The sequence below is a fragment of the Bacteroides intestinalis DSM 17393 genome (genome assembly GCF_000172175.1).
Taxonomy (GTDB): Bacteria; Bacteroidota; Bacteroidia; order Bacteroidales; family Bacteroidaceae; genus Bacteroides; species Bacteroides intestinalis.
The window spans coordinates 15944-42906 of sequence record NZ_ABJL02000001.1; the positions used below are offsets into that span (position 1 = coordinate 15944).

Consider the following 26963-nt stretch of genomic DNA (forward strand, 5'->3'; position numbering starts at 1 on the left):
ACTTTTTTGTTTTTTATTGAAAAATATTCATTGGATTATGCTTGAAAATTAAGAAGTTGTTTATAACTTTGTTAGAGTTCTTATTAAAAAAGAATGGCTAAACGAGATGTTGAACAATCACTCAAAAAACAACCTAATGAATCATGGCAGGGAAGAAGATTAATTTGACAGACCAGCTGAAGAAATACTTCGGATTTGACACGTTTAAAGGGAATCAGGAAGCTATCATACAAAACCTGTTAGCAGGCAACGATACATTCGTGCTGATGCCTACAGGCGGTGGCAAATCATTATGTTACCAGTTACCTTCATTAATGATGGAAGGCACGGGTATTGTGATTTCTCCTCTGATTGCTCTAATGAAGAACCAGGTCGATGCGATGCGCAACTTCAGTGAAGAAGATGGTATTGCCCATTTTATAAACTCTTCCCTTAATAAAGGCGCGATAGATCAGGTAAAGTCTGATATCCTCAGTGGTAAGACGAAGTTGCTGTATGTGGCTCCTGAATCGCTGACGAAAGAGGAAAACGTGGAGTTTCTGAAGACAGTGAAGATATCCTTCTATGCTGTAGATGAAGCACATTGTATCTCCGAGTGGGGACATGATTTCCGTCCGGAATACCGGCGTATCCGTCCTATTATCAATGAAATCGGAAAAGCTCCGGTGATTGCTTTGACGGCGACTGCTACTCCTAAGGTGCAGCACGATATTCAGAAAAATCTGGGTATGGTGGATGCAGAGGTGTTCAAGTCTTCGTTCAATCGTCCGAACCTCTATTATGAGGTACGTCCCAAGACTAATAATATAGATAGAGATATCATCAAGTTTATCAAGAATAACTCGGAAAAATCAGGTATTATTTATTGCCTGAGCCGGAAGAAAGTAGAGGAACTTGCTGAGATTCTGCAGGCAAACGGCATCAATGCCCGCGCTTACCATGCAGGCATGGATTCTGCAACACGTACGCAAAATCAAGATGACTTCTTGATGGAGAAAATAGATGTGATTGTGGCAACCATTGCTTTCGGTATGGGTATTGATAAGCCCGATGTACGTTATGTCATTCACTATGACATTCCGAAAAGTCTGGAAGGATATTATCAGGAAACAGGACGTGCCGGAAGAGACGGGGGTGAAGGACAGTGCATTACCTTTTATACCAATAAAGACTTGCAGAAACTGGAAAAGTTCATGCAAGGCAAACCTGTAGCAGAACAGGAAATAGGCAAACAGCTTCTGTTGGAAACTGCTGCTTATGCCGAATCTTCTGTATGCCGCCGAAAGACGCTGTTGCATTACTTCGGCGAAGAGTATTTGGAAGAGAACTGTGGAAATTGTGACAACTGTTTAAACCCGAAAAAACAAGTGGAGGCTCAAGAATTATTATGTACCGTGATAGAGGCTATTCTCGCGGTGAAAGAGAATTTTAAAGCAGATTATATTATTGACATTATACAAGGACGCGAAACTACCGAAGTACAAGCGCACCTGCATGAAGATCTGGAAGCTTTCGGTTCTGGAATGGGCGAAGAGGACAAGACATGGAATGCTGTCATTCGTCAGGCGTTGATTGCCGGTTACCTGAGTAAAGATGTGGAAAATTACGGTTTGTTGAAGGTGACGGATGCCGGAAAGAAATTCCTGAAACATCCTAAGTCATTTAAGATAACCGAAGATAATGATTTCGAAGAAGTGGAAGAAGAAGCTCCGGCACGGGGAGGTGGTTCTTGCGCTGTCGATCCGGCTCTTTATTCCATGCTGAAGGATTTGCGCAAGAAGCTCTCTAAGAAGTTGGAAGTGCCGCCATACGTTATATTCCAGGATCCTTCGTTGGAAGCCATGGCTACCATTTATCCGGTGACATTGGACGAACTGCAGAATATTCCTGGCGTAGGAGCCGGTAAGGCGAAACGTTATGGTGAAGAGTTCTGTAAACTCATTAAGCGGCATTGTGAAGAGAATGAGATCGAACGTCCGGAAGATTTACGTGTTCGTACGGTTGCCAATAAGTCAAAACTGAAGGTTTCTATTATTCAGTCTATAGACCGGAAAGTGGCATTGGATGATATCGCTCTTTCCAAAGGTATCGAGTTCAGTGATTTGCTAGACGAAATAGAGGCTATCGTTTATTCCGGTACGAAATTGAATATCGACTACTTCCTGGATGAGATTATGGACGAAGACCATATGCTGGATATCTATGATTATTATAAAGAATCCACCACAGACAAAGTTGATGATGCTCTCGATGAGTTGGGGGATGATTTCACGGAAGAAGAAGTACGTTTGGTTCGCATCAAGTTCATTTCTGAAATGGCGAATTAACCCTTGGCTGTTGGTTTAAAAAAAGAAAAAAATATTGCGTGCAGATATACGGAATGGAATAAAAACCGTATATTTGCACGCAATAAATTTTAAACGCATAGCCCTATGTCATTTATTGCTGATAAGATTGTAATGGATGGATTAACTTATGACGACGTTTTGTTAATCCCCGCTTACTCTGAAGTACTCCCTAAAACTGTCGAACTCTCGACAAAGTTTTCTAAAAACATTGAGTTGAAAATTCCGTTTGTAACGGCCGCTATGGACACGGTTACTGAGGCGAAAATGGCTATTGCCATTGCACGTGAAGGTGGTATCGGCGTTATTCATAAGAATATGTCCATTGAGGAACAGGCACGTCAGGTTGCCATTGTGAAGCGCGCTGAAAATGGTATGATTTATGATCCGGTAACCATTAAGAGAGGTTCTACTGTAGGAGATGCATTGGCATTGATGGCAGAATATAGAATCGGTGGTATTCCAGTAGTAGATGATGAAAGATATTTGGTAGGAATTGTTACTAACCGTGACCTTCGCTTCGTAAGAGATATGAATAAGCATATCGATGAAGTGATGACAAAAGAAAATATCATTACTACGAATCCGACTACTGATATGGAAGCTGTTTCTCAGATTTTGCAGGAACACAGAATTGAGAAATTGCCGGTTGTGGATAAAGAAGGTAAGCTGGTAGGACTGATTACTTATAAAGATATTACGAAAGCTAAAGATAAACCGATGGCCTGCAAAGACTCTAAAGGTCGTTTGCGTGTAGCTGCCGGAGTAGGAGTTACTGCTGATACCCTCGACCGTATGCAAGCTTTGGTGGATGCCGGTGCCGATGCTATTGTTATCGATACTGCTCACGGACATTCCATCTATGTGATAGAGAAATTGAAAGAAGCAAAGAAGCGTTTCCCGAATATTGATATTGTAGTAGGTAACATTGCTACCGGAGAGGCTGCAAAGGCATTGGTAGAAGCTGGTGCTGATGGCGTTAAAGTTGGTATCGGTCCGGGTTCTATCTGTACTACTCGCGTTGTAGCAGGTGTGGGTGTTCCTCAGTTGTCTGCTGTATATGATGTTGCCAAGGCATTGAAGGGAACAGGTATTCCTTTGATTGCTGACGGTGGGTTGCGTTACTCAGGAGATGTTGTGAAGGCCTTGGCTGCCGGAGGTTATAGTGTAATGATCGGTTCGCTGGTTGCCGGAACGGAAGAATCTCCGGGTGATACGATTATCTTCAATGGACGTAAATTCAAGTCGTACCGTGGTATGGGCTCGTTGGAAGCAATGGAAAATGGTTCAAAGGACCGTTATTTCCAGAGCGGAACTAATGACGTGAAGAAGTTGGTGCCCGAAGGTATTGCTGCTCGTGTACCTTATAAAGGAACTTTGTATGAAGTAATCTTCCAGTTGGTTGGTGGTCTGCGTGCTGGTATGGGTTACTGTGGTGCAGGCAATATTGAGCAGTTGCACGATGCTAAGTTTACCCGTATTACCAATGCAGGTGTACTCGAAAGTCATCCGCACGATGTATCGATTACAAGCGAGGCTCCGAATTACAGTCGTCCCGAATAAAAGTATAGGCAAGTTAGATAAGAATACCCGGAAAGGAGCAGTTTCTTTCCGGGTATTTTAGTTTCTGAAAATACATGGTCTGTTCGGCATAAGCAGATGGTCTGTTTGAGGTAGACAGACCGTCTGTTTGAGGCAGACAGATGATGTGTTTAAAGAAAGCCGTTGAAGACAAACAATATAAAAGATGTTTTCCCGTTATTACATTGTTCTTTTTCAAAAGAAGATAGTTATGATAAGAAGTGGATTGACAATAATTTTCCTATGTCTGGGATTGACAGTTTTTGCTCAGCAAGATCCTATGCTGATGCGTATTAACGGGAAAGATATTCTCCGTTCGGAGTTTGAATATATCTATAATAAGAATAATGCTCTTTCTGGTATAGAGCAGAAAACATTGAACGAATATGTTGATTTGTTTGTAAACTTTAAGTTGAAGGTTGCCGCAGCTGAGGCTATGGGATTGGATACTACCCGTGCTTTCCGTGAAGAACTGGAAGGTTATCGTCGTCAGTTGGCAAAGACTTATTTAACAGATGAAACTGTATCAGAACTTGCCGCTCGGCAAATATATGACAAGATGAAAGCCAATCAGCGTGCGGGACAAGTACGGGTTAGTCATATCTTTAAATCCCTGCCTCAGACAGCTACCAGTCATTTGCTCCGTACTACTGAAACCCGCATGGATTCTCTTTATACTGCATTGCAGAACGGACAAGCGGATTTTGATGCTTGCGTACGTAACTTTTCTGACGAAAAGAAGTCTTTCTGGGTAAGTTGGCTACAGATGCCGGCTGAATTTGAAGATACGGTCTTTAAAATGAAACCGGGTGAAATATCCCGTCCTTTCTTCACTCCGCAGGGTATTCATATTGTCAAGGTGCTTGAACGGAAAGATATTTTGCCTTTCGAGGATGTGAAAGATGAAATTATCCGTCGCCAGACCCGTCGTCATGGAATGGATAAGGGAACAGAATCTTTGGTGGAGAAGTTGAAAAAAGAGTATCAATACACACCGGATAAAGTGGGAATGGATGAATTGTTGGCAAAAGGGCAGACTGAAAAGAAACTTTTTACTCTTGGTGGCAGAGAATATACGGGGCAAATGTTTGCAAATTTTGCTATTGCCCATCCTCAGGGGATACAACGTCAGTTGAAAGGGTTTATCATGAAGTCTGTACTCGACTATGAATACAGTCGTTTGGAACAGAAGTATCCGGAGTTTCGTATGCTTATGCAAGAGTATCGTGATGGTATGTTGTTGTTTGAAATCAGTAATCGGGAAATATGGGAACGCGTGCCTTCGGATGAGGTGGGAATGGCTGCTTACTTTGATAAACATCGTTCTGATTACCATTGGAAAAATCCTCATTATAAAGGGATTGTGATACATTCTGCAACAAAACGAATAGGGAAACAAGTTCGTAAGCTTTTAAAATCTTTGCCGGAAGAAGAGTGGCAGGATGCCATCCGGTTGACATTTAATGCAAAAAAACAGCAAGTACAGGCCGAACAAGGATTATTTGCCCTTGGAGACAATATCTATGTAGATGATGAAATATTCAAAAAAGAGAAGGCTGAACCTATACCGTCATTTCCTTTTACCACTTTTCTGGGTGAGAAAATAAAGGGTCCTGAGAGTTATCAAGAGGTGCGTGGACTGCTTGTCGGTGATTATCAAAATTACCTGGAGGAGCGTTGGGTAGCACGATTACGGGCAGCTTCTAAGGTTGAAATAAACCAAGAGGTTTTAAAAACCGTTAATAAGCACTGATGCAACCGATTAAACCGCTATCTTCGTAGCTTGAAATAAAGTAAATATCAATCGGTAATGCGAATAATCTTTCTGGGAATCCTATCCATCCTTTTCTGTGTGGCTTGTAGCGAGCAGCACGACCATAAAGGTAAGACGCCATTGGTGGAGCTGGACGGCAATTTCCTTTACCAGGAAGATTTGCAATCTGCACTTCCGGCAAGATTGTCGAAAGATGATAGCTTGCTGTTTGCTGAACATTATATTCGCAACTGGGTGGAAGATATCTTGCTGTACGAGAAAGCTCAAAGTAATATTCCTGATAATGGGGAAATAGAAAAATTAGTGGAGAACTATCGCAAGGCATTGATAATGCACACTTATCAACAAGCGTTGATTCATCAAAGGCTCTCGAATGAGATATCAGAAGGGGAGTTGACGGATTATTATGAAAAGAATAAAGAACTATTCAGATTGGAACGCCCGCTTATGCAAGGGTTGTTCATTAAAGTACCTCTCACTGCACCGGAACTAAACAAAGTACGTCGTTGGTATAAGACTCCTACGCAAGATGCAGTGGAGCATTTGGAGAAGTATAGTTTGCAGAATGCTGTAAAGTATGAATACTTTTATGACAAATGGGTACCGATGGCGGATGTGTTAGATCTGATACCGCTGAAAGTTCCGGAGGTAGAGGATTATGTGAATAAGAACCGTCATATCGAACTGAAAGATACGGCGTTTCATTATTTTCTGAATGTGAGCGATTTCCGCACGGTGGGCCAACAGGAACCATATGAGTTTGCCCGTCCTAAAGTAAAAGATATGGTGTTGAATCTGAAACAAGTAGAATTTATGAGAGCTGTGAAAGATGACTTGTATCAGCAGGCAGTGAAAAGAGATAAGATTAAATATAATTAGTTTAGATACACAGAATGAAGAATTTTATGAACTTTAAGTTTGTCGTTTTATGTGCCTTGGCGCTGATGACCGGTTCTGCCGTTTATGGACAAGACAACGTGATTGACGAGGTAGTTTGGGTAGTGGGCGACGAGGCTATATTGAAGTCTGAAGTGGAAGAAGCACGTATGAGTGCTGCTTACGAAGGACGCAAGTTTGACGGCGATCCTTACTGCGTGATTCCGGAAGAAATAGCTGTGCAGAAGCTGTTTTTGCATCAGGCTGCTCTCGATAGTATCGAAGTACCTGAAAGTGAAGTTATCCAGCGTGTGGACTATATGACGAATATGTATATCGCCAATATCGGTTCGCGTGAAAAAATGGAAGAATACTTCAATAAGACATCCAGTCAGATTCGTGAGACTTTACGTGAAAATGCACGCGAAGGTCTGAAGGTGCAGAAGATGCAGCAGAAACTGGTGGGAGAGATTAAGATTACTCCGGCAGAAGTACGTCGTTACTTCAAAGATCTGCCACAGGATAGTATCCCTTATATCCCTACCCAGGTAGAGGTGCAAATCATCACACAGCAACCGAAGATCCCTTTGGAAGAGATTGAAGATGTAAAAAGAAGACTGCGTGAATATACGGAGCGTGTGAATAAGGGGGAAAGCTTTTCAATGTTAGCACGTTTGTATTCTGACGACCGCGGTACGGCTATCAATGGTGGTGAAATGCCATTTACAGGACGTGGATATTTGGACCCCGCATTTGCCAATGTGGCTTTTAATTTGCAAGACCCCAATAAGGTCTCTAAGATTGTAGAATCTGAGTATGGTTTCCACATTATCCAGTTGATGGAAAAACGTGGTGACCGAATCAAGGTGCGTCATATTTTGCTGAAGCCTCATGTACCGGAAGAAGCGTTGATGGCAGGTACTGCCCGTCTGGATTCTATTGCAGATGATATCCGTAATGGTAAGTTCTCTTTTGAGGAAGCTGCTTCTGTACTTTCGCAGGATAAAGATACACGCAACAACCATGGTTTGTTGCCTAATCCTAACAATAATACTTCCAAGTTTGAGATGCAGGAACTTCCGCCCGAGATTGCCAAAGTGGTAGATAATATGAAAGTAGGAGAAATCTCCACAGCATTTACTATGATTCCGCAAAAGACCGGTAAAGAAGAATGTGTGATCGTGAAACTGAAAAGCCGCATCAACGGCCACAAAGCTACAATTTCAGAAGACTATCAGAATCTGAAAGAAATCGTTTTGGAAAAACGTCGTGATGAAATGCTGGATAAGTGGATTCGTGAAAAGCAGAAGCATACGTACGTACGTATCAACGATAACTGGAAGAACTGTACATTTAAGTATCCGGGTTGGGTTAAAGACTGATTCCGGGTGATACATTGATTCTTTTTGTATGCAGAAAAAAAATACAAGAACTAATTTTCTGAACAGGCATAGATTCCTTCTCGCAGGTCTTCTATGCCTGTTTGGTGTCTGTTTACTGAGCGCTCAGGATAAGAAAAAAGAACCGGAAAAGAAGAAAACCCGGGTCGATTTGCTTCATGCTGAAGAGGCACAGGCGGACAAAGTGTTGCATCCGGATATCCAGATACTGATCCGGTCGGTGAAGTTGCGTCACGATAGCATGTATATGTATTGTGACAGTGCGTTGATCTACGAAAAGACAAATTCGGTAGAAGCGTTTGGTAATGTTCGTATGGAGCAGGGGGATACGCTTTTTATCTATGGCGATTATCTGTATTATGACGGTATGTCGCAGTTGGCAATGCTTCGTGAAAATGTCCGTATGATCAACAGAAATACTACCTTGACAACCGATAGTTTGAACTACGACCGTTTGTATAATCTGGGTTACTACTTTGAGGGCGGTACATTGACTGATGAAGAGAATGTACTGACGTCTGAGTGGGGGGAATATAGTCCGGCAACGAAAATTTCTGTATTCAACCATGATGTGAAGTTGGTGAATCCGAAATTCATATTGACTTCGGATACCTTGAAATATAGCACTGCAACTAAGATAGCCACGATTTTGGGGCCTTCGGATATCGTGAGTGATAATAACCATATCTACTCTGAACGAGGATTTTATAATACTACTACTGAACAAGCTGAACTTCTGGATCGCTCCGTGTTAACTAACGAAGGTAAGAAGTTGACAGGCGACAGTATTTTCTACGATCGTGTGTTGGGATATGGTGAAGCATTTGAGAATGTGCAGATGAATGATACCATCAACAAAAACATGTTGACAGGTAACTATTGTTTCTATAATGAAATAACGGGAAGCGCTCTTGCTACTCAGCGTGCTGTCGCCATTGATTATTCACAAGGTGACAGCTTGTTTATGCATGGTGATACGTTACGGTTGATTACTTATAATATAAATACGGATTCCATGTATCGTGAAATGCGTGTTTATCATAAAGTCCGTGCTTACCGTACCGATGTACAGGCTGTGTGCGACTCTTTGGTTTATAATTCAAAAGATTCTTGCATGACGATGTATACTGATCCTATTTTGTGGCACGGTTCGCAACAGATATTAGGTGAGGAGATCAAGGCATATATGAATGACAGCACTATAGACTGGGTACATATCATTAACCAGGCTTTTACCATAGAACAGAAAGACTCTGTCCATTATAATCAGGTGTCGGGTAAAGAGATGAAAGGATTCTTTGTAGCAGGAGACATGCGTCAGGTTGACGTGAACGGTAATGTGCTGGTTATCTTTTATCCGGTAGAAGAGAGAGATAGTAGTTTGATAGGACTGAATTATGCCGAAGGTAGCTTCTTGCGTATGTTGCTGAAGGATAGACGTATGGAGAAAGGTGCTTTTATTGGTAAAGCTAACGGTACGATGTATCCGATGGATCAGATTCCTGCGGAGAAATACAAATTGCCTACCTTTGCCTGGTTCGATTATATTCGTCCGCGAAATAAGGAAGATATATTTGAATGGAGGGGAAAGAAGGCTGGTCAGCAAATGCAGAAATCAGACCGGAAACCTTTAACTTCACCAAGGAATATGAATATTAAACGAAATAAATAAACGCTATGGGAATGTTCACTATGAGAAAGCCGCGCGGCTTTAACCATCCATACATATATGTGGATGAGCGGAAAGAGAAGTTGGCGAAAATGGAAGAGAGCGCCAAGCGTGATTTGGGGATGTTACCTGAAAAAGAGTTTTCACCGGAAGATATCCGGGGGAAGTTTGTAGAAGGAACTACTCACCTGAAGCGACGCAAGGAAAGCGGGCGTAAACCGGTGCATCTGGGGGTGATATTGGTTATTATTGCCTTGCTGATATACTTGTGGTATGCAATAAGTACCGGAATCATTTAATTTAATTACGAATTACAATGTGGCATCATGTAATCTGTTGTTATTCGTTATTTGTAATTCATAATTCATAATTTGTAATTATAATGAGCGACATTATTCATTTGCTGCCCGATTCGGTTGCCAATCAGATTGCTGCCGGAGAGGTGATTCAGCGTCCGGCATCTGTGATAAAGGAATTGGTAGAAAATGCGATTGATGCCGAAGCACAAGAAATACACGTATTAGTGACGGATGCAGGAAAAACCTGCATTCAGGTGATTGATGATGGAAAAGGTATGTCCGAAACGGATGCACGCCTTGCCTTTGAACGCCATGCCACTTCTAAGATAAAAGAAGCAGCCGATTTGTTTGCTTTACGTACGATGGGATTTCGTGGCGAGGCATTGGCTTCTGTGGCTGCGGTAGCAGAAGTAGAATTGAAAACCCGTACGGCAAATGAAGAGCTGGGTACACGGATTGTGATAGCCGGTTCTAAAGTAGAAAGTCAGGAAGCGGTATCCTGCCCTAAAGGGAGTAACTTCTCCATTAAAAACTTATTCTTTAATATTCCTGCCCGTCGTAAATTCCTGAAAGCGAATTCTACGGAACTTAGCAATATCCTTACAGAATTTGAACGCATCGCTTTGGTACATCCCGAAGTGGCATTCTATCTATATAGCAATGATACCGAACTGTTTAATTTGCCGGTTATGCCGCTTCGGCAACGTATTCTTGCTGTGTTTGGCAAAAAGCTGAACCAGTATTTGCTATCGGTGGATGTGGATACCACTATGGTGAAGGTATCGGGTTTTGTAGCCAAGCCGGAGACGGCACGAAAAAAAGGTGCTCATCAATACTTCTTTGTGAATGGCCGTTATATGCGTCATCCATATTTCCATAAAGCAGTGATGGATGCTTATGAACAGCTGATTCCGGCTGGTGAGCAGATCTCTTACTTTATTTATTTTGAGGTAGATCCGGCAAATATAGATGTGAATATACATCCCACAAAGACAGAAATCAAATTTGAAAATGAACAAGCGATTTGGCAGATACTTTCTGCGTCTGTTAAAGAATCATTGGGCAAATTTAATGCTGTACCATCTATCGATTTTGATACCGAAGGTATGCCTGATATTCCGGCATTTGATCAGACACGCCCGATAGAACCGCCGAAAGTGCATTATAATTCAGACTTCAATCCGTTTAAAACTTCTTCTGCCTCTTCTTATAGCGGTGGCAACTATTCTCGTCCGAAAGTAGACTGGGAAGGATTGTACGATGGGCTGGAAAAAGCCAGCAAAATGAATGCTCCGATGGAAGAAGAACCCTTTGTGGATGAAACAGATTGGGCTTCTGCGCCGGTATCGACTGATATGTCCGAAGAACGTACACCATATATACCGGAAACGCAGGCTTCTTCTTCCTTATCTGCACCGTTGTATGCTAATGAGCCGACAGTGGAAAAGGGAGCGCAGCATTTCCAATTCAAGGGACGTTTTATTCTGACTTCGGTGAAGTCCGGCTTGATGTTGATAGACCAACACAGGGCACATATCCGGGTATTGTTTGAACGTTATATGAATCAGATCAGTCAGAAGCAGGGAGTATCTCAGGGCGTCCTGTTTCCGGAAATCGTACAGTTGCCGGCTTCGGAAGCTGCTGTGTTGGAAAGCATTATGGAAGACTTCTCGGCAGTTGGATTTGAATTAACCCCGTTGGGCGGTGGCAGTTATGCTATCAATGGTATTCCGTCTGGCATTGAAGGGCTGAATCCTGTGGAGCTGGTGCGCAATATGGTACATACTGCCATGGAAAAAGGAAATGATGTAAAAGAAGAAGTGCAAACCATATTAGCTTTGACGCTGGCAAAGGCTGCGGCAATCGTTTATGGACAAGTGCTGAGCAATGAAGAAATGGCTAATTTGGTAGATAGCCTGTTTGCTTGCCCTACTCCAAACTATACACCGGATGGACGTACCGTATTGTCAACTATAAAAGAAGAGGATATTGAGAAATTATTCTCGCGATAAAGATTAAAGGTAATAACAAAAAATAATCTCTTTCAAAAACCTTTTAGTGGGGATGGTGTTATTTAGTCAGTTATAATAATGAATTTAAATTAACCACTTAACTATTTAGGTATATGAAAAAGATTCTAATGTTGCTGGCTTTGGCCGGTCTGACTTCTGCCGCCTGGGCGCAGAACAGTACAAGTGAAGTTGTAGAGTATGAAGTAATCCAGGTACAGGATAAGTATCAGGTGATAACGAATCCTTTCTGGAGCAATTGGTTCTTCTCTATTGGCGGTGGTGCCGAAGCTACATTTGGTGATAACGATTCAGCCGGAAGTTTTGGCAAACGTATTAGTCCGACACTGAATGTTTCCGTCGGTAAATGGTTTACCCCTGGTTTAGGATTGCGTTTGCAATATAGCGGTCTTCAAGCAAGAGGTTTCACATATGATGCAGGAGCAGATTATGTAAAAGGCACTCAGATGAAAGACGGTTATTATAAACAGCGTTTTGATTATATGAACCTCCATGCTGATGTGATGTTCAATCTGAATGCGCTTTTCGGTGGTTACAATCAGCATCGTGTTTATGAAATTATTCCTTATGTCGGTGCCGGTTTTACCCACAACTATTCAAAACCTCATCGCGAGGCATTGTCTGTGAATGCAGGTATCATCAATAAATTCCGTATTTCGAATGCATTCGATATTAATCTGGAATTAAGTGCAATGGGCGTTGAAGATAAATTCGATGGTGAAGTTGGTGGCGATCATGGATATGATGGCGTACTGAGTGCTACAGTCGGTTTGACTTACCGTTTCCCTGCCCGTGGTTTCCGTCGTCCGATGCCGCAGTTGATTTCTCAAATCGAGTTGGCTGCTATGCAAGATAAGTTGGCCGCAATGGGTGCGCAGAATGCACAGTTGAAGAATGCTTTGATACAGGCTCAAAACCAACCGGTAGCCGAAGTTACAGAAACAGAAGTAATCGTTCCGGATCCGGATATCGCACCGCGTACTGTATTCTTCACAATCGGTTCTGCTGAACTGTCTCCGCGTGAAATCATGAATTTGTCTTATCTGGCAGAACAGATGAAGCAGTTCCCGAATGTAACTTACACCGTGAATGGTTATGCAGACTCTGCAACCGGTACTCCGGCATTCAACAAAGAATTGAGCTTGAAACGTGCACAAGCTGTTAAAGATGCACTGGTTAAGAATTACGGTATTGCTGCCGACCGCTTGAATATTGAAGCTGGTGGTGGTGTAGACAAATTTGGTCAGCCAATTCTGAACCGTGTGGTATTAGTGAAATCTGCCAATTAATAGTACTTTCATAAGCAAGGAAACGCCCTGCCTTCTCGTTAATCTATGGGAGGCAGGGCGTTTCTCTATTTGATAATAGTGCGGGAATTATTCTGCACTGAATTTCTTCACCTGTTCAGCTATCAGTTCCGCATCGTCGAAATAGTTTATCTTCATCGCTTTGCGTACATCGTCCAGTGTGGCAGCAGCAACTTCGCGTGCCGCATCACAGCCTTTCTTCAGCATCTCATAGATGGCAGGTATATCTTTCTCAAACTCTTTACGGCGGTTGCGAATCGGTTCCAGTGTCTCCTGCATGATGGAGTTCAGGAATCCTTTCACCTTCATATCACCCAGACCGCCACGTTGATAATGCGCTTTCAGTTCATCGAGATTCGGATAGTCGGGCAGGTAAAGACCGAAGTGTTCGGGACGGCAGAAGGCATCCAGATAGGTGAAGACAGGATTGCCCTCTACTTTACCCGGGTCTTGTACACGCAAGTGATCGGGATCGGTGTACATGCTCTTCACTTTTTTCTGTATTTCGTCGGCAGAGTCGGAAAGGTAGATACAGTTACCCAGGCTCTTGCTCATTTTGGCTTTTCCGTCTGTTCCGGGAAGGCGCAGACAAGCGGCATTGTCAGGCAGAAGGATTTCCGGTTCAACCAGCGTTTCACCATAGATATAGTTGAAGCGACGAACGATTTCGCGGGCTTGCTCCAGCATTGGCTCCTGGTCTTCACCTACAGGGACAGTTGTTGCCTTGAAAGCTGTGATATCTGCTGCCTGGCTAATGGGGTAGGTGAAGAAACCCACGGGAATGCTGGCATCGAAGTTGCGTAGTTGGATTTCGGCTTTCACAGTAGGATTGCGTTGCAGGCGGCTCACAGTTACCATATTCATGAAGTAAAAGCTCAACTCGCATAATTCGGCAATTTGTGATTGGATGAAGATGGTGCTTTTCTCCGGATCCAGTCCGCATGCCAGATAGTCAAGGGCCACTTCGATAACGTTCTGGCGTACTTTTTCCGGATTGTCCACATTGTCTGTTAATGCTTGTGCATCAGCAATGAAGACAAATATCTTGTCATATAAACCGGAGTTTTGCAACTCTACTCTTCTTCTCAATGAGCCTACATAGTGTCCTATGTGCAGGCGTCCTGTTGGGCGGTCGCCCGTGAGGATGATTTTCTCTTTAGTCATATCTATGATTTTCTTTGTTTTTTCTTTCGTGAATTTTAATATGACTGCAAAGATACCGATATTTATCGAAACCTCAAGGAAAAGCTGTTTCTTTCCGCTTCACATAGAGCTTATGCGAACCTCGTCCGTTGGTAGTAATGCATGTTTCCGGCATTTCACTCCAGTGCTTCAGCTCCTTGGCGGCGGTGTTTCGCAGCAGACCGGTTAGTTGGCAATAGTCATTCACTCTCATATAAGGATGTTCTTCCAGATATTTTTGTGCCAGTTGTAACCGTTGTTCCGGCGTGTATTTTGAGGATGAGCGGTTGGGCTTTATCTCCGAGCGGTTTAATATGCAGCGTCTTCCGGTTTCCTCGATGAATTGCTTGTCGGCACGGAAATTAATATTCTGTACGCAGATGCTCATCGCATTTCGTCGCTGTCCCTTTTTCTCGCCCGATTCCCGTTCTTTGCCTTTGCGCAATCCCAGTGCTGGCGTGAAGATGCCCAGTCCGTCTACCTTTACCGAATTGCCTTGTGCCATTTGGTAGGCAATCTCTTGGGTGAGCGAGTGTACCAATCCGATGATGTCTCCCGGGGTGAAGGTACTGGCATAATTAATGTTGCTCGCAATGTATTCCAGATTTACTTGGTTCCATAACTTCATGCGTGGAAAGAGGATTCGTTTGCCCTCTTCATTTGGCAGGTTCGACTCCTGCATTTCATATTCAGCCATTGTATTTTAATGCTATTAATGATGTTCGTGCTAACAGTTAATGATAAATGAAGACTCTCCTTAACTTTGAGGTGCCTTCTCTTTAGGGATGGAGATACCTGTGATTAGGAAGAAAAGTTATATTCAGGCTGGAGATAAATATCTTCAAGTTGAAGGTGCTTATGTTCAGTTTGAAGATATAGATCTTCAGTGCAAAGATAAAGTTTAAAACCGGAGTGAGAAAGTTTTGTAGCAGGTTTATTATGTTTTTGTGGTAAGGAGAACGTGACTTTATAATAAAGCTAATTTCATGGGCTATAATTTGTTTATTATTGAAATAAGTCGTTACTTTGCACAAATTTTAAAGCAACAATGCAACAACACGGGAAAAGAGATACATATAATCTGCATTCGAATGAATTTCATTCGTTAGTCGATGATTTCTCTTTCTCTGAGAAGATATTGTTAGTTCTTTGGTAATGCGTTAATCCTTTGTTGGGTAACGCATTTTTTTTTGTGCCCGAATGTATAGAAAGAAACTTAATAGACAACAAGAGAATATATGGAAAAGAATTTGAAGAAAGTGTTGGTCTTGGGCTCAGGTGCACTCAAGATCGGTCAGGCCGGGGAGTTCGACTATTCCGGTTCGCAAGCATTGAAAGCTTTGCGTGAAGAAGGTATCAGTTCAGTATTGGTAAACCCGAACATTGCGACTATCCAGACTTCGGAAGGTATCGCAGATAAGGTTTATTTCCTGCCTGTAACTACTTATTTCGTAGAAGAAATCATCAAGAAGGAACAACCTGATGGTATCCTGTTGGCTTTCGGTGGTCAGACTGCCTTGAACTGCGGTGCTGAGTTGTACACAAGTGGTATCCTGAACAAATATGGTGTACGCGTATTGGGTACTTCGGTAGAAGCTATCATGTATACGGAAGACCGTGACCTCTTCGTGAAGAAACTGGACGAGATCGAGATGAAGACTCCTGTCAGCCAGGCTGTAGAGAGCATGGAAGATGCTATTGCGGCTGCTGAACGCATTGGCTTCCCGGTTATGGTTCGATCTGCTTACGCACTGGGTGGTTTGGGCAGCGGTATCTGTCAGGATAAGGAAGAGTTCCTGAAACTGGCTGAAAGCTCCTTCGCTTTCTCTAAACAAATTCTGGTAGAAGAGTCTCTGAAAGGTTGGAAAGAAATTGAGTTCGAGGTAATCCGTGATGCAAATGACCACTGCTTTACAGTGGCAAGCATGGAAAACTTCGACCCGCTGGGTATCCATACGGGAGAGTCTATCGTAGTAGCTCCGACTTGTTCACTGACTGACGAACAGGTGAAGATGTTGCAAGACCTCTCTACAAAGTGTATCCGTCACTTGGGTATCGTGGGTGAATGTAACATTCAGTATGCATTCAATGCTGAAACAAACGACTACCGTGTGATCGAGGTAAATGCTCGTCTGTCCCGTTCTTCGGCTTTGGCTTCTAAGGCTACAGGATATCCGTTGGCATTCGTTGCCGCTAAGATTGCATTGGGCTATACACTCGACCAGATTGGTGAAATGGGAACTCCGAATTCTGCATACGTGGCTCCGCAACTGGATTACCTGATTTGTAAAATCCCTCGTTGGGACTTGACGAAGTTCGTTGGTGTATCTCGCGAAATCGGTTCCAGCATGAAGTCTGTTGGTGAAATCATGTCTATCGGACGCTCTTTCGAAGAAATTATCCAGAAGGGGTTGCGTATGATCGGTCAAGGTATGCATGGATTTGTAGGCAACGACCTGCACTTTGATGATCTGGACCGCGAACTTTCACGTCCTACGGACTTGCGTGTGTTCGCTATTGCTGAAGCTTTGGAAAATGGCTATACAATAGACCGTATCTTCGACCTGACGAAGATCGATCCCTGGTTCCTTGGCAAATTGAAGAACATTGTTGACTATAAGTTGAAACTTTCTCAATATAATAAGGTGGAAGATATTCCGGCAGATGTATTGCGTCAAGCAAAAGTGCTGGGCTTCTCTGACTTCCAGATTGCACGTTTTGTACTCGATCCGCAAGGTAATATGGAGAAGGAAAACCTGATGGTGCGTGCCCGTCGTAAAGAGTTGGGTATTCTGCCGGCAGTGAAGCGTATCAATACCGTAGCTTCCGAGCATCCGGAACTGACTAACTACCTGTACATGACATATGCCGTTGAAGGGTATGATGTGAACTATTATAAGAATGAAAAATCAGTAGTTGTACTGGGTTCCGGTGCTTACCGTATCGGTTCTTCCGTAGAGTTCGACTGGTGTTCGGTAAATGCAGTGCAGACAGCACGCAAGTTGGGTTATAAGTCTATTATGATCAATTACAACCCCGAAACTGTATCTACTGACTACGATATGTGCGACCGTCTTTACTTCGACGAACTTTCTTTCGAACGTGTACTTGATGTTATCGACCTGGAACAGCCTCGTGGTGTAATTGTATCTGTAGGTGGACAGATTCCGAACAATCTGGCAATGAAGCTGCACCGTCAGTCAGTACCCATCCTGGGAACTTCTCCTATCTCTATCGACCGTGCTGAAAACCGTAACAAGTTCTCTGCAATGCTCGACCAACTGGGTATTGACCAGCCGGCTTGGCAGGAACTTACCAGTCTGGAAGATGTGAAAGGTTTCGTAGAAAAGGTCGGTTATCCGGTATTGGTTCGTCCGTCTTATGTGCTTTCGGGTGCTGCGATGAACGTATGCTATGATGAAGAAGAATTGGAAAACTTCTTGAAGATGGCTGCTGAGGTATCAAAGGAATATCCGGTAGTAATCTCTCAATTCTTGCAGAATACAAAAGAAATCGAATTTGATGCTGTAGCACAGAATGGTGAAGTGGTGGAATATGCTATTTCCGAGCATGTGGAATTTGCGGGTGTGCACTCTGGTGATGCTACGTTGGTATTCCCGGCACAGAAGATTTACTTTGCTACGGCACGTCGCATTAAGAAGATCAGCCGTCAGATTGCGAAGGAACTCAATATCTCCGGTCCGTTCAACATCCAGTTCCTGGCACGTAACAATGAAGTGAAGGTAATCGAGTGTAACCTTCGTGCTTCTCGTAGCTTCCCGTTTGTTTCTAAAGTGCTGAAACGCAACTTTATAGAAACGGCTACCCGCATCATGCTGGATGCTCCTTATACACGTCCTGATAAATCAGCATTCGATATTGATTGGATCGGTGTGAAAGCTTCTCAGTTCTCCTTCTCTCGTTTGCACAAGGCAGACCCGGTACTGGGTGTGGATATGTCTTCTACGGGTGAAGTTGGTTGTATCGGTGATGACTTCTCAGAAGCATTGCTGAGTGCAATGATTGCTACAGGTTTCCAGATACCTCAAAAAGGTGTTATGTTCTCTTCCGGTGCAATGAAATCAAAAGTAGATTTGTTGGAGTCCAGTCGTGTACTTTTCGATAAAGGCTACAAGATTTATGCAACGGCAGGTACGGCTGCGTTCTTGAATGCTCATGGTGTATCTACCGAAGCTGTTTACTGGCCGGATGAACGCCCTGATGCTGAGAACAATGTAATGAAGATGATAGCTGAACACAAGTTCGACTTGATCGTTAACATTCCGAAGAACCATACGAAGCGTGAATTGACGAACGGTTACCGTATTCGTCGTGGTGCTATCGACCATAACATTCCGTTGATTACGAATGCTCGTCTGGCAAGTGCCTTTATCGAAGCATTCTGCGAATTGAAGCTGGAAGATATTGCTATCAAGAGTTGGCAAGAATATAAGTAATCAGGTATTTACCTGAAGTTAAAAAAAGAGATGCTAAATTGGCATCTCTTTTTTTTATGCTTATCTTTGTGGGTAAGATAAGGTTTAGTTATTGTTTAACCAGAATGCGTTCTTAAACCATGAAAAAAATCCCCCATTTCTTTATTGTTTTAGTTTGTATATTGGCTGCTGTACAATTAAAGGCAGCAGATGATTTCCTTCCTCAATCCAAATGGATTGGTAGTGAACATTGTCAAAGTACTCCGAATACCTGGCTTTGTTTTCGTAAAACGGTGCATCTGCCCGGCGTTCCGGGTGAGATGATTGCAAATATCGCTGTGGATTCTAAGTATTGGCTATGGATTAACGGCAAGATGGTGGTGTTTGAAGGCGGATTGAAACGGGGGCCTGCTCCCGGAGCGACTTATTATGATCAGGTGGATATTGCCCCTTATCTGGAGAAGGGGGAGAATATCATTGCTCTGCTGGTGTGGCATTTCGGGAAAAACGGATTCAGTCATGTGAATAGTGGAACGGCAGCTTTGTTGTTTTGTGCCCAAGGGGCAAATTTATCCATTGTCAGTGATAAGAGCTGGCAATGTAGTGTGTATCGGGCTTATCAGAATACAGAAGCCCCATTCCCCAATTATCGTTTATCCGAAAGTAATATCCGCTTTGATGCCCGTAAGGAATTGGCAGGTTGGAATATGCCGGATTTCAGTGGAAAGCTGGGAGCATCTATCGAAATTGTGGCTCCGAACGAAATGCCGTTTGGAAAATTGGTAGCCCGTCCCATTCCGATGTGGAAGAATGGTGGGTTAACGGATTATCCGGAAGTAGTCAAAAATGAAAAAGGGGATACTATTCGGTGCCGTTTGCCCTATAATTGTCAGATAACTCCTTATCTGCATGTAAAGGCTCCTGCCGGATTGGTGGTTGGCATGCTGACCGATAATTATACGGGAGGAAGTGCTAATAATGTGAGAGCTGAATACATTACTCGTGAGGGTGAGCAGGAATATGAAAGTTTCGGCTGGATGAATGGTCATGAGGTGCTTTATGTTGTTCCTGCCGGCGTGGAAGTGCTGGGCGTTAAATACCGGGAAACGGGTTATAATGCGGATATGAAAGGTTCTTTCGCATGCGATGATGATTTCTATAATGAATTGTGGAAGCGAAGTGCGCGTACTTTATATATTACCATGCGCGATAATTACATGGACTGTCCTGATCGTGAGCGTGCTCAATGGTGGGGAGATGAAGTAAATGAGTTGGGTGAAGCTTTCTATGTACTTGATCCGCGCGGTTGGCAGTTGGCCGCAAAAGGTATCTATGAATTGATGAACTGGCAACGTCCGGACGGCGTTATTGCTTCTCCTGTTCCATCGTTGAACTGGTGTAAGGAACTTCCTTTGCAGATGCTTGCGTCTGTAGGCTGGTATGGATTCTACACGCAAGCGTTCTATAGTGACGATTATTCTTTTGTTCCGCATATTTACGACGGCCTGAAGAAGTATTTGCATGAAGTCTGGCAGGTTGATGGCCAAGGTATGCCTGTGGTTCGTCCGGGTGATTGGAGTTGGGGCGATTGGGGAACGGATGTTGATATGGAGGTTCTTACTACCTGTTGGTATTATCTGGCTCTTAAGGCTGAAAAAGAGTTTGCCCTTCATCTGCGTAAACTGTATGATGCCAATCAGATCGGTGAAATGATGAAACGTATCTCTGCGGCTTTTGACGCCCGCTATTGGAATGGTAAGGCTTATCGTTCCAAATTGCATAATGGGGAGACGGATGACCGTGCGCAGGCAATGGCTGTAGTGAGTGGATTGGCACCGGTCGGTAGATATAAAGCTTTGCTAAAGGTTTTCAAGAAGGAATATCATGCCAGTCCTTATATGGAAAAGTATGTAATGGAAGCCTTGTTTATGATGGGCGAACCGGAGTTTGCATTGAAACGTATGCGCGACCGTTATGCTAAAATGATATCATATCCTTATACCACCTTATTTGAAGGGTGGGGGATAGGCGCCGAAGGTTTTGGTGGAGGTACTATTAATCATGCATGGAGTGGCGGCCCGCTGACTATATTGAGTCAAAAACTGTGTGGAATAGAACCACTTGCTCCCGGATTTAAGCAATTCCGTGTTGCTCCGCAACTGGGTTCGTTGAATAAAGCTTCGGCGGTGGTGCCTACTCTTTATGGTGACATCAGGGTTGATATAAGGCAGCAAGATCATAAACTCGGTATTCAAGTGGTTGTTCCGCAAGGCACCACGGCAGTAGTGGCATTGCCTGGCAGTAAGGAAAAAGTGCTTTCACCGGGTACTCATATTCTTCCGTAAGGCGAAGAATCGGTTTATAGCGATTATGTTGGTGAAATGTCTCAGAAAAAAGTTACTTATTTAAAATGCTGAAATTCAATAAGTATATATCTTTCTGTATAAATTTCTTAGAAAATAGTTCGCAATTGTTTTGGTAATATCAAAATAAGCTGTACCTTTGCATCGCTTTTGAAACGAAAGTGTATGGGCGTTTAGCTCAGCTGGTTCAGAGCATCTGCCTTACAAGCAGAGGGTCGGCGGTTCGAATCCGTCAACGCCCACTAAAAAAAACAAGCACTTTCGGTCCAAAAGGGCGTTTAGCTCAGCTGGTTCAGAGCATCTGCCTTACAAGCAGAGGGTCGGCGGTTCGAATCCGTCAACGCCCACAGATGTAAAATTATTAAATAGACTTGCAAGTTCTTGCAGGGCTATTTTTTTATCTGTTAACGTCCTTTCTTAACTTTCTTGTCTCTTTATGGCTTGTTACTCAGAAAAAAACGCTAATTTTGCGGCTCGATAATTATCAAAATACGACGTATGGAACTTGATTTACTTACAGCTATCTCTCCGATTGATGGTCGATATAGAGGAAAAACGGATGCCTTGGCGGCTTATTTCTCGGAGTTTGCCTTGGTGAAATACCGCGTGCAAGTGGAAGTGGAATACTTCATCACCTTGTGCGAGCTGCCTTTGCCGCAGTTGAAAGGCGTAGACAAAAGTGTATTTGAAACTTTAAGAAATATCTATCGTAACTTCTCTGAAGCTGATGCACAGCGTATCAAGGATATTGAGAGTGTGACAAACCACGACGTGAAAGCCGTGGAATATTTCCTGAAGGAAGAGTTTGATAAGATGGGTGGAATGGATGACTATAAAGAGTTTATTCATTTCGGACTGACTTCACAGGATATCAATAATACTTCTGTGCCTCTGTCTATCAAGGAAGCTCTGGAACAGGTATACTATCCGCAGATAGAGGAATTGATAGCGCAGCTTCGCACGTATGCGGAAGACTGGGCTGCTATTCCTATGCTTGCTAAGACACATGGTCAGCCGGCTTCTCCTACCCGTTTGGGGAAGGAGGTAATGGTGTTCGTCTATCGTCTTGAACGCCAATTGGCTACATTAAAGGCTTGCCCCATTACTGCTAAGTTTGGCGGTGCTACCGGAAATTACAATGCACATCATGTTGCCTATCCGGAGTTTGACTGGAAAGCATTCGGTAACAAATTCGTTGCTGAAAAGCTGGGATTGGAACGCGAAGAGTATACTACGCAGATCTCCAATTATGATAATCTTTCCGCTATCTTTGATGCAATGAAACGCATTAATACAGTGATGATCGATATGAACCGTGACTTCTGGCAATATATTTCCATGGAATATTTCAAGCAGAAGATCAAAGCTGGTGAAGTGGGATCCAGTGCTATGCCGCACAAGGTGAATCCGATTGACTTTGAAAATGCGGAAGGTAACTTGGGTATAGCTACTGCAATTCTGGAACATCTGGCTGTGAAATTGCCGGTATCTCGTTTGCAACGCGACCTGACAGATTCTACTGTATTGCGTAATGTAGGCGTTCCGTTTGGACATATCGTAATTGCCATTCAAAGTTCGTTGAAGGGGTTGCGTAAGTTGTTGCTGAATGAAACTGCTATTTATCGTGATTTGGATAATTGCTGGAGCGTGGTAGCTGAGGCTATTCAGACTATCCTGCGCCGTGAAGCATATCCGCATCCGTATGAGGCGTTGAAAGCATTGACCCGTACCAACCAGGCTATTACGGAAGCTTCCATAAAAGAATTTATCGAAGGGTTGAATGTAAGCGAAGAGATTAAGAAAGAATTGCGCGTCATTACTCCCCATACATATACAGGTATTTAAAAAGAGTAGGAAAAAATAGCCGGATAATGAAGCCAACATTTTAAATCTGGTGATTGTTAATATAGTATACATATATAATAAGGTATAAAAGTGATAATAGAATGGCCGTGAGGCCAACGTTTAATTTTATTCGAATAAAACAATGAGTACAGAAAACGAAACTTGGCGTGACGATTCTTCCAATGAGGAGAATTCAGGCAACAGATTTGACAGAGAAAACAATTACAGCCGTCCGTCTTACAACCGTGAAGGTGGTGACCGACCTTATCGTCCACGTTTTAACAGCGAAAGTGGTGATCGTCCACAGCGTGCTTACAGCAGTGATCGCCCGTATCGCCCGCGCTTTAATCCTAATGCCGAAGGTGGTGAACGTCCACAACGTTCATATGGTGACCGTCCGTCTTACAACCGTGAAGGTGGCGACCGTCCTTATCGTCCGCGCTATAACAGCGAAGGTGGCGATCGTCCGCAACGCCCATCCTATGGAAATAACAGTGGTGGTGACCGTCCTTACCGTCCTCGCTATAACAGTGAAGGTGGTGATCGTCCTCAGCGTCCTTCTTATGGTGACCGTCCTCAGCGCCCACGTTTTAATAGTGGTGATGGTGGACAGCGTTCCTATAACAATGATCGTCCTTATCGTCCACGCTACAATAGTGGTGATGGTGGCGACCGTCCTCAGCGTCCTTATGGAAGTTCATCTTATGGTGGTTCTTCTTATGGCGATCGTCCTCAACGTCCGCGTTTTAATCCCAATGGTGGTGGAAGACCGGGTGGATATGGCCGCCCTCAACAACGCCGTACACCGGATTATGATCCGAATGCAAAGTATAGCCGTAAGAAGCAGATAGAATATAAGGAGCAGTTTACTGATCCTAATGAACCGATCCGTTTGAATAAGTTCTTGGCTAATGCAGGCGTTTGCTCTCGTCGTGAGGCAGATGAATTCATCACAGCAGGTGTGGTTTCTGTAAACGGAGCAGTGGTTACAGAGCTCGGAACCAAGATCAAACGCGGTGACGAAGTGAAATTCCACGATCAGCCGGTAAGTATCGAACGTAAGATCTATATCTTGCTGAATAAGCCGAAAGATACTGTGACTACCTCGGATGATCCGCAGGCACGCCGCACGGTAATGGATTTGGTGAAAGGTGCTTGTGATGAACGTATTTATCCGGTAGGTCGTCTGGACCGCAACACTACAGGTGTATTGCTACTGACGAATGACGGTGATTTGGCTTCTAAGTTGACTCATCCGAAGTTCCTGAAGAAGAAGATTTATCACGTACATACAGATAAGAATGTGACAAAAGCTGATATGGATCAGATTGCAGCTGGTATTCAGTTGGATGATGGTGAAATCCATGCAGATGCTATCAGTTATACGGACGATGTTAGACGGGATGAAGTGGGCATTGAAATCCACTCAGGTAAGAACCGTATTGTTCGTCGTATATTTGAGTCACTGGGCTACAAGGTAGTGAAACTCGACCGCGTATTCTTTGCCGGACTGACTAAGAAGGGCTTGCGTCGTGGCGAATGGCGCTATTTGAGCGAACAGGAAGTAAACTACCTGCGCATGGGCTCTTTTGAGTAATTATATAATATAGGTTTAACACAAATTTATGGAAAAGATTAGTAGAACAAAGATTGTTGATGTATTGAAGCGCGAAGATTTTGGCGCTATGGTCAACGTGAAAGGCTGGGTTCGTACCCGCAGAGGTAGTAAACAAGTTAATTTTATCGCCCTGAATGACGGTTCTACAATAAATAATGTGCAGGTTGTGGTAGATTTGGCAAACTTTGATGAAGAGATGCTGAAAGACATTACTACCGGTGCTTGTCTGAGCGTGAATGGTGAACTGACGGAATCTGTAGGTTCCGGCCAGAAAGCTGAGATTCAGGCTCGTGAAATTGAAGTTCTGGGAACTTGTGATAATACATATCCTTTGCAAAAGAAAGGCCATACACTGGAGTTTCTGCGTGAGATTGCTCACTTGCGTCCCCGTACGAATACTTTTGGTGCAGTGTTCCGCATTCGTCATAACATGGCGATAGCTATCCATACTTTTTTCCATCAGAAAGGTTTCGTCTATTTCCATACACCTATCATCACGGCTTCCGACTGTGAAGGTGCCGGACAAATGTTCCAGGTAACAACGAAGAACCTCTATGATTTGAAGAAGGATGAAGCCGGTTCTATCATTTATGATGACGACTTCTTTGGTAAGCAGGCCAGTCTGACGGTTTCCGGACAGTTGGAAGGTGAACTTGCTGCTACGGCATTGGGAGCTATCTATACGTTTGGTCCTACATTCCGTGCAGAAAACTCTAATACTCCGCGCCATTTGGCTGAGTTCTGGATGGTGGAACCGGAAGTTGCGTTCAATGACATTACGGACAACATGGATCTGGCAGAAGAATTTATCAAGTTCTGTGTGAAGTGGGCTTTGGATAACTGCGCTGATGATGTGAAGTTCCTCAACGATATGTTCGACAAAGGTTTGATTGAACGTCTGCAAAGTGTATTGAAGGAATCTTTCGTACGTTTGTCTTATACGGACGGTATTAAGATACTGGAAGAGGCTGTTGCTAAAGGTCATAAGTTCGAATTCCCGGTATACTGGGGCGTGGACCTGGCTTCTGAGCACGAACGTTATCTCGTGGAAGAACATTTCAAACGTCCGGTTATCCTGACTGACTATCCGAAGGAAATCAAAGCGTTCTACATGAAGCAGAACGAAGATGGTAAAACGGTACGTGCAATGGACGTATTGTTCCCGAAGATTGGTGAGATTATTGGTGGTTCCGAGCGCGAAGCGGATTACAACAAGTTGTTGACGCGTATTGACGAAATGCATATACCTATGAAGGATATGTGGTGGTATCTCGATACCCGTAAGTTCGGTACGTGTCCTCACTCAGGTTTTGGTCTGGGCTTTGAGCGTTTGCTTCTGTTCGTGACGGGTATGGCGAATATTCGTGATGTGATACCTTTCCCGCGTACACCGCGTAATGCAGAGTTTTAACTCATAAATAAACAGATGAAGTAGCCCGCACAATCTTGGTTGTGCGGGCTCTTTTTTTATAGATAAATTGTTATAATATCAAAATAAATACTTATATTTGTGACAGTCAGATGCCAATACGTTAACCCAATATATACGAACATGAAGAAGAAGTATTTCATTACCATGTTGGCAGCGGTGCTGCTGGCGGTAACAGGAGCGATGGCACAAAAAAAGGCGAGTTTCAAACCTGCAGATTTGAAAGGTATCTGGCAGTTGTGTCACTATGTATCTGAAATTCCGGATGTTCCCGGTGCTTTGAAGCCCAGTAACACGTTTAAGGTGTTGAGTGACGACGGGCGTATCGTCAATTTCACTCTTATTCCCGGCAAAGATGCTATAATCACCGGATATGGTACCTATACCCAGCTGACGGATAATAGCTATCGGGAAAGTATTGAAAAAAACATTCACCTGCCCATGCTGGATAATAAAGATAATGTTCTGGAGTTTGAGATGGGAGAGGGTGGACTTATGCATCTGAAGTATTTTATTTCTAAAGATTTGAACGGCAACGAACTGAACTGCTGGTATCATGAAACTTGGAAACGGGTAATGATGCCACCTGCATTCCCTGAAGACATTGTCCGTTAAAGCGGGTTATCCTAATATGATAAGCAGTGTTGTGATGCATAACAAGTAATCTAATGCATCGTAACACTGCTTGTTTTGTGTCCTAACATTGCTTGTGATTGATAGTTAGCTTCTTTAAAAAAAAGAAGAAAACGTTTGCCAGTTTTGGGAAAATCCGTACCTTTGCAAGCCGATTATTATCTAATAAGGATAAG

General features: G+C 43.4%; 17 protein-coding genes and 2 tRNA genes. 17 read left to right on the forward strand and 2 right to left on the reverse strand.

The features are described 5' to 3' along the window. Positions 1-143: 143 nt before the first annotated feature. The 9 genes from recQ (at position 144) to BACINT_RS00125 (ending at position 13263) form a co-directional block, all read left to right on the forward strand. Positions 144-2327, forward strand: coding sequence for a DNA helicase RecQ (recQ, locus tag BACINT_RS00085; RefSeq protein WP_007659553.1), 2184 nt, complete (start codon positions 144-146; stop codon positions 2325-2327). A 105-nt stretch (positions 2328-2432) separates the two neighbouring features. After that, positions 2433-3908 (forward strand): IMP dehydrogenase, encoded by a 1476-nt coding sequence (gene guaB, locus BACINT_RS00090; RefSeq protein WP_007659555.1) that lies wholly within the window; start codon positions 2433-2435, stop codon positions 3906-3908. Positions 3909-4137: 229 nt separating this feature from the next. Beyond that, the gene (locus BACINT_RS00095) at positions 4138-5679 is read left to right on the forward strand and encodes a peptidylprolyl isomerase (RefSeq protein WP_182424782.1); all 1542 of its coding nucleotides are present in this window, start codon (positions 4138-4140) and stop codon (positions 5677-5679) included. Between the two features lie 57 nt (positions 5680-5736). Further along, positions 5737-6579, forward strand: a complete 843-nt coding sequence (locus BACINT_RS00100) for a peptidylprolyl isomerase (RefSeq protein WP_007659561.1) — start codon at positions 5737-5739, stop codon at positions 6577-6579. Between the two features lie 14 nt (positions 6580-6593). Then, positions 6594-7958: a peptidylprolyl isomerase gene (locus tag BACINT_RS00105; protein ID WP_007659563.1), complete on the forward strand. Its 1365-nt coding sequence runs from the start codon at positions 6594-6596 to the stop codon at positions 7956-7958. A 28-nt stretch (positions 7959-7986) separates the two neighbouring features. Beyond that, on the forward strand, positions 7987-9648 hold the full coding sequence (locus BACINT_RS00110) for an OstA-like protein (RefSeq protein ID WP_007659564.1): 1662 nt from the start codon (positions 7987-7989) through the stop codon (positions 9646-9648). Between the two features lie 5 nt (positions 9649-9653). After that, a complete protein-coding gene (locus BACINT_RS00115) occupies positions 9654-9944 on the forward strand; it encodes a hypothetical protein (RefSeq protein WP_007659566.1) in 291 nt (96 codons plus the stop codon). An 83-nt stretch (positions 9945-10027) separates the two neighbouring features. After that, positions 10028-11956, forward strand: coding sequence for a DNA mismatch repair endonuclease MutL (gene mutL, locus BACINT_RS00120; protein WP_007659567.1), 1929 nt, complete (start codon positions 10028-10030; stop codon positions 11954-11956). Positions 11957-12069: 113 nt separating this feature from the next. Beyond that, the gene (locus BACINT_RS00125; RefSeq protein ID WP_007659568.1) at positions 12070-13263 is read left to right on the forward strand and encodes an OmpA family protein; all 1194 of its coding nucleotides are present in this window, start codon (positions 12070-12072) and stop codon (positions 13261-13263) included. A gap of 87 nt (positions 13264-13350) precedes the next feature. On the opposite strand, the gene trpS is transcribed toward BACINT_RS00125, so the two are convergent. Together trpS and BACINT_RS00135 are read right to left on the reverse strand one after the other, a co-directional pair. Then, entirely contained in the window at positions 13351-14445 is a 1095-nt protein-coding gene (trpS, locus tag BACINT_RS00130) for a tryptophan--tRNA ligase (RefSeq protein WP_007659570.1), read from the reverse strand. A gap of 73 nt (positions 14446-14518) precedes the next feature. Beyond that, positions 14519-15160: an HU family DNA-binding protein gene (locus tag BACINT_RS00135; protein ID WP_007659571.1), complete on the reverse strand. Its 642-nt coding sequence runs from the start codon at positions 15158-15160 to the stop codon at positions 14519-14521. Positions 15161-15701: 541 nt separating this feature from the next. Here BACINT_RS00135 and carB point away from each other — a divergent pair. The 8 genes from carB (at position 15702) to BACINT_RS00175 (ending at position 26769) form a co-directional block, all read left to right on the forward strand. Further along, positions 15702-18920, forward strand: coding sequence for a carbamoyl-phosphate synthase (glutamine-hydrolyzing) large subunit (carB, locus tag BACINT_RS00140; RefSeq protein ID WP_007659579.1), 3219 nt, complete (start codon positions 15702-15704; stop codon positions 18918-18920). 119 nt (positions 18921-19039) lie between these two features. Beyond that, complete coding sequence (locus tag BACINT_RS00145; protein ID WP_007659580.1) at positions 19040-21244, forward strand: alpha-L-rhamnosidase-related protein; 2205 nt, start codon at positions 19040-19042, stop codon at positions 21242-21244. A 185-nt stretch (positions 21245-21429) separates the two neighbouring features. Beyond that, positions 21430-21504 (forward strand) — tRNA-Val (locus BACINT_RS00150). Positions 21505-21534: 30 nt separating this feature from the next. Beyond that, positions 21535-21609: transfer RNA gene (locus BACINT_RS00155), tRNA-Val, on the forward strand. Positions 21610-21760: 151 nt separating this feature from the next. Then, entirely contained in the window at positions 21761-23107 is a 1347-nt protein-coding gene (purB, locus tag BACINT_RS00160) for an adenylosuccinate lyase (RefSeq protein ID WP_007659582.1), read from the forward strand. A 142-nt stretch (positions 23108-23249) separates the two neighbouring features. Continuing rightward, positions 23250-24704, forward strand: a complete 1455-nt coding sequence (locus BACINT_RS00165; protein ID WP_021967242.1) for a pseudouridine synthase — start codon at positions 23250-23252, stop codon at positions 24702-24704. A gap of 28 nt (positions 24705-24732) precedes the next feature. Further along, positions 24733-26136, forward strand: a complete 1404-nt coding sequence (asnS, locus tag BACINT_RS00170; RefSeq protein ID WP_007659589.1) for an asparagine--tRNA ligase — start codon at positions 24733-24735, stop codon at positions 26134-26136. Between the two features lie 141 nt (positions 26137-26277). Continuing rightward, positions 26278-26769: a DUF4488 domain-containing protein gene (locus tag BACINT_RS00175; protein WP_007659591.1), complete on the forward strand. Its 492-nt coding sequence runs from the start codon at positions 26278-26280 to the stop codon at positions 26767-26769. The last annotated feature ends 194 nt before the right edge of the window (positions 26770-26963 follow it).

Bases quoted from the DNA above. Each gene is read 5' to 3' on its own strand.
- recQ (WP_007659553.1), top strand. From the start codon at position 144: ATGGCAGGGAAGAAGATTAATTTGACAGACCAGCTGAAGAAATACTTC.
- guaB (WP_007659555.1), top strand. From the start codon at position 2,433: ATGTCATTTATTGCTGATAAGATTGTAATGGATGGATTAACTTATGAC.
- BACINT_RS00095 (WP_182424782.1), top strand. From the start codon at position 4,138: ATGATAAGAAGTGGATTGACAATAATTTTCCTATGTCTGGGATTGACA.
- BACINT_RS00100 (WP_007659561.1), top strand. From the start codon at position 5,737: ATGCGAATAATCTTTCTGGGAATCCTATCCATCCTTTTCTGTGTGGCT.
- BACINT_RS00105 (WP_007659563.1), top strand. From the start codon at position 6,594: ATGAAGAATTTTATGAACTTTAAGTTTGTCGTTTTATGTGCCTTGGCG.
- BACINT_RS00110 (WP_007659564.1), top strand. From the start codon at position 7,987: ATGCAGAAAAAAAATACAAGAACTAATTTTCTGAACAGGCATAGATTC.
- BACINT_RS00115 (WP_007659566.1), top strand. From the start codon at position 9,654: ATGGGAATGTTCACTATGAGAAAGCCGCGCGGCTTTAACCATCCATAC.
- mutL (WP_007659567.1), top strand. From the start codon at position 10,028: ATGAGCGACATTATTCATTTGCTGCCCGATTCGGTTGCCAATCAGATT.
- BACINT_RS00125 (WP_007659568.1), top strand. From the start codon at position 12,070: ATGAAAAAGATTCTAATGTTGCTGGCTTTGGCCGGTCTGACTTCTGCC.
- trpS (WP_007659570.1), bottom strand. From the start codon at position 14,445: ATGACTAAAGAGAAAATCATCCTCACGGGCGACCGCCCAACAGGACGC.
- BACINT_RS00135 (WP_007659571.1), bottom strand. From the start codon at position 15,160: ATGGCTGAATATGAAATGCAGGAGTCGAACCTGCCAAATGAAGAGGGC.
- carB (WP_007659579.1), top strand. From the start codon at position 15,702: ATGGAAAAGAATTTGAAGAAAGTGTTGGTCTTGGGCTCAGGTGCACTC.
- BACINT_RS00145 (WP_007659580.1), top strand. From the start codon at position 19,040: ATGAAAAAAATCCCCCATTTCTTTATTGTTTTAGTTTGTATATTGGCT.
- purB (WP_007659582.1), top strand. From the start codon at position 21,761: ATGGAACTTGATTTACTTACAGCTATCTCTCCGATTGATGGTCGATAT.
- BACINT_RS00165 (WP_021967242.1), top strand. From the start codon at position 23,250: ATGAGTACAGAAAACGAAACTTGGCGTGACGATTCTTCCAATGAGGAG.
- asnS (WP_007659589.1), top strand. From the start codon at position 24,733: ATGGAAAAGATTAGTAGAACAAAGATTGTTGATGTATTGAAGCGCGAA.
- BACINT_RS00175 (WP_007659591.1), top strand. From the start codon at position 26,278: ATGAAGAAGAAGTATTTCATTACCATGTTGGCAGCGGTGCTGCTGGCG.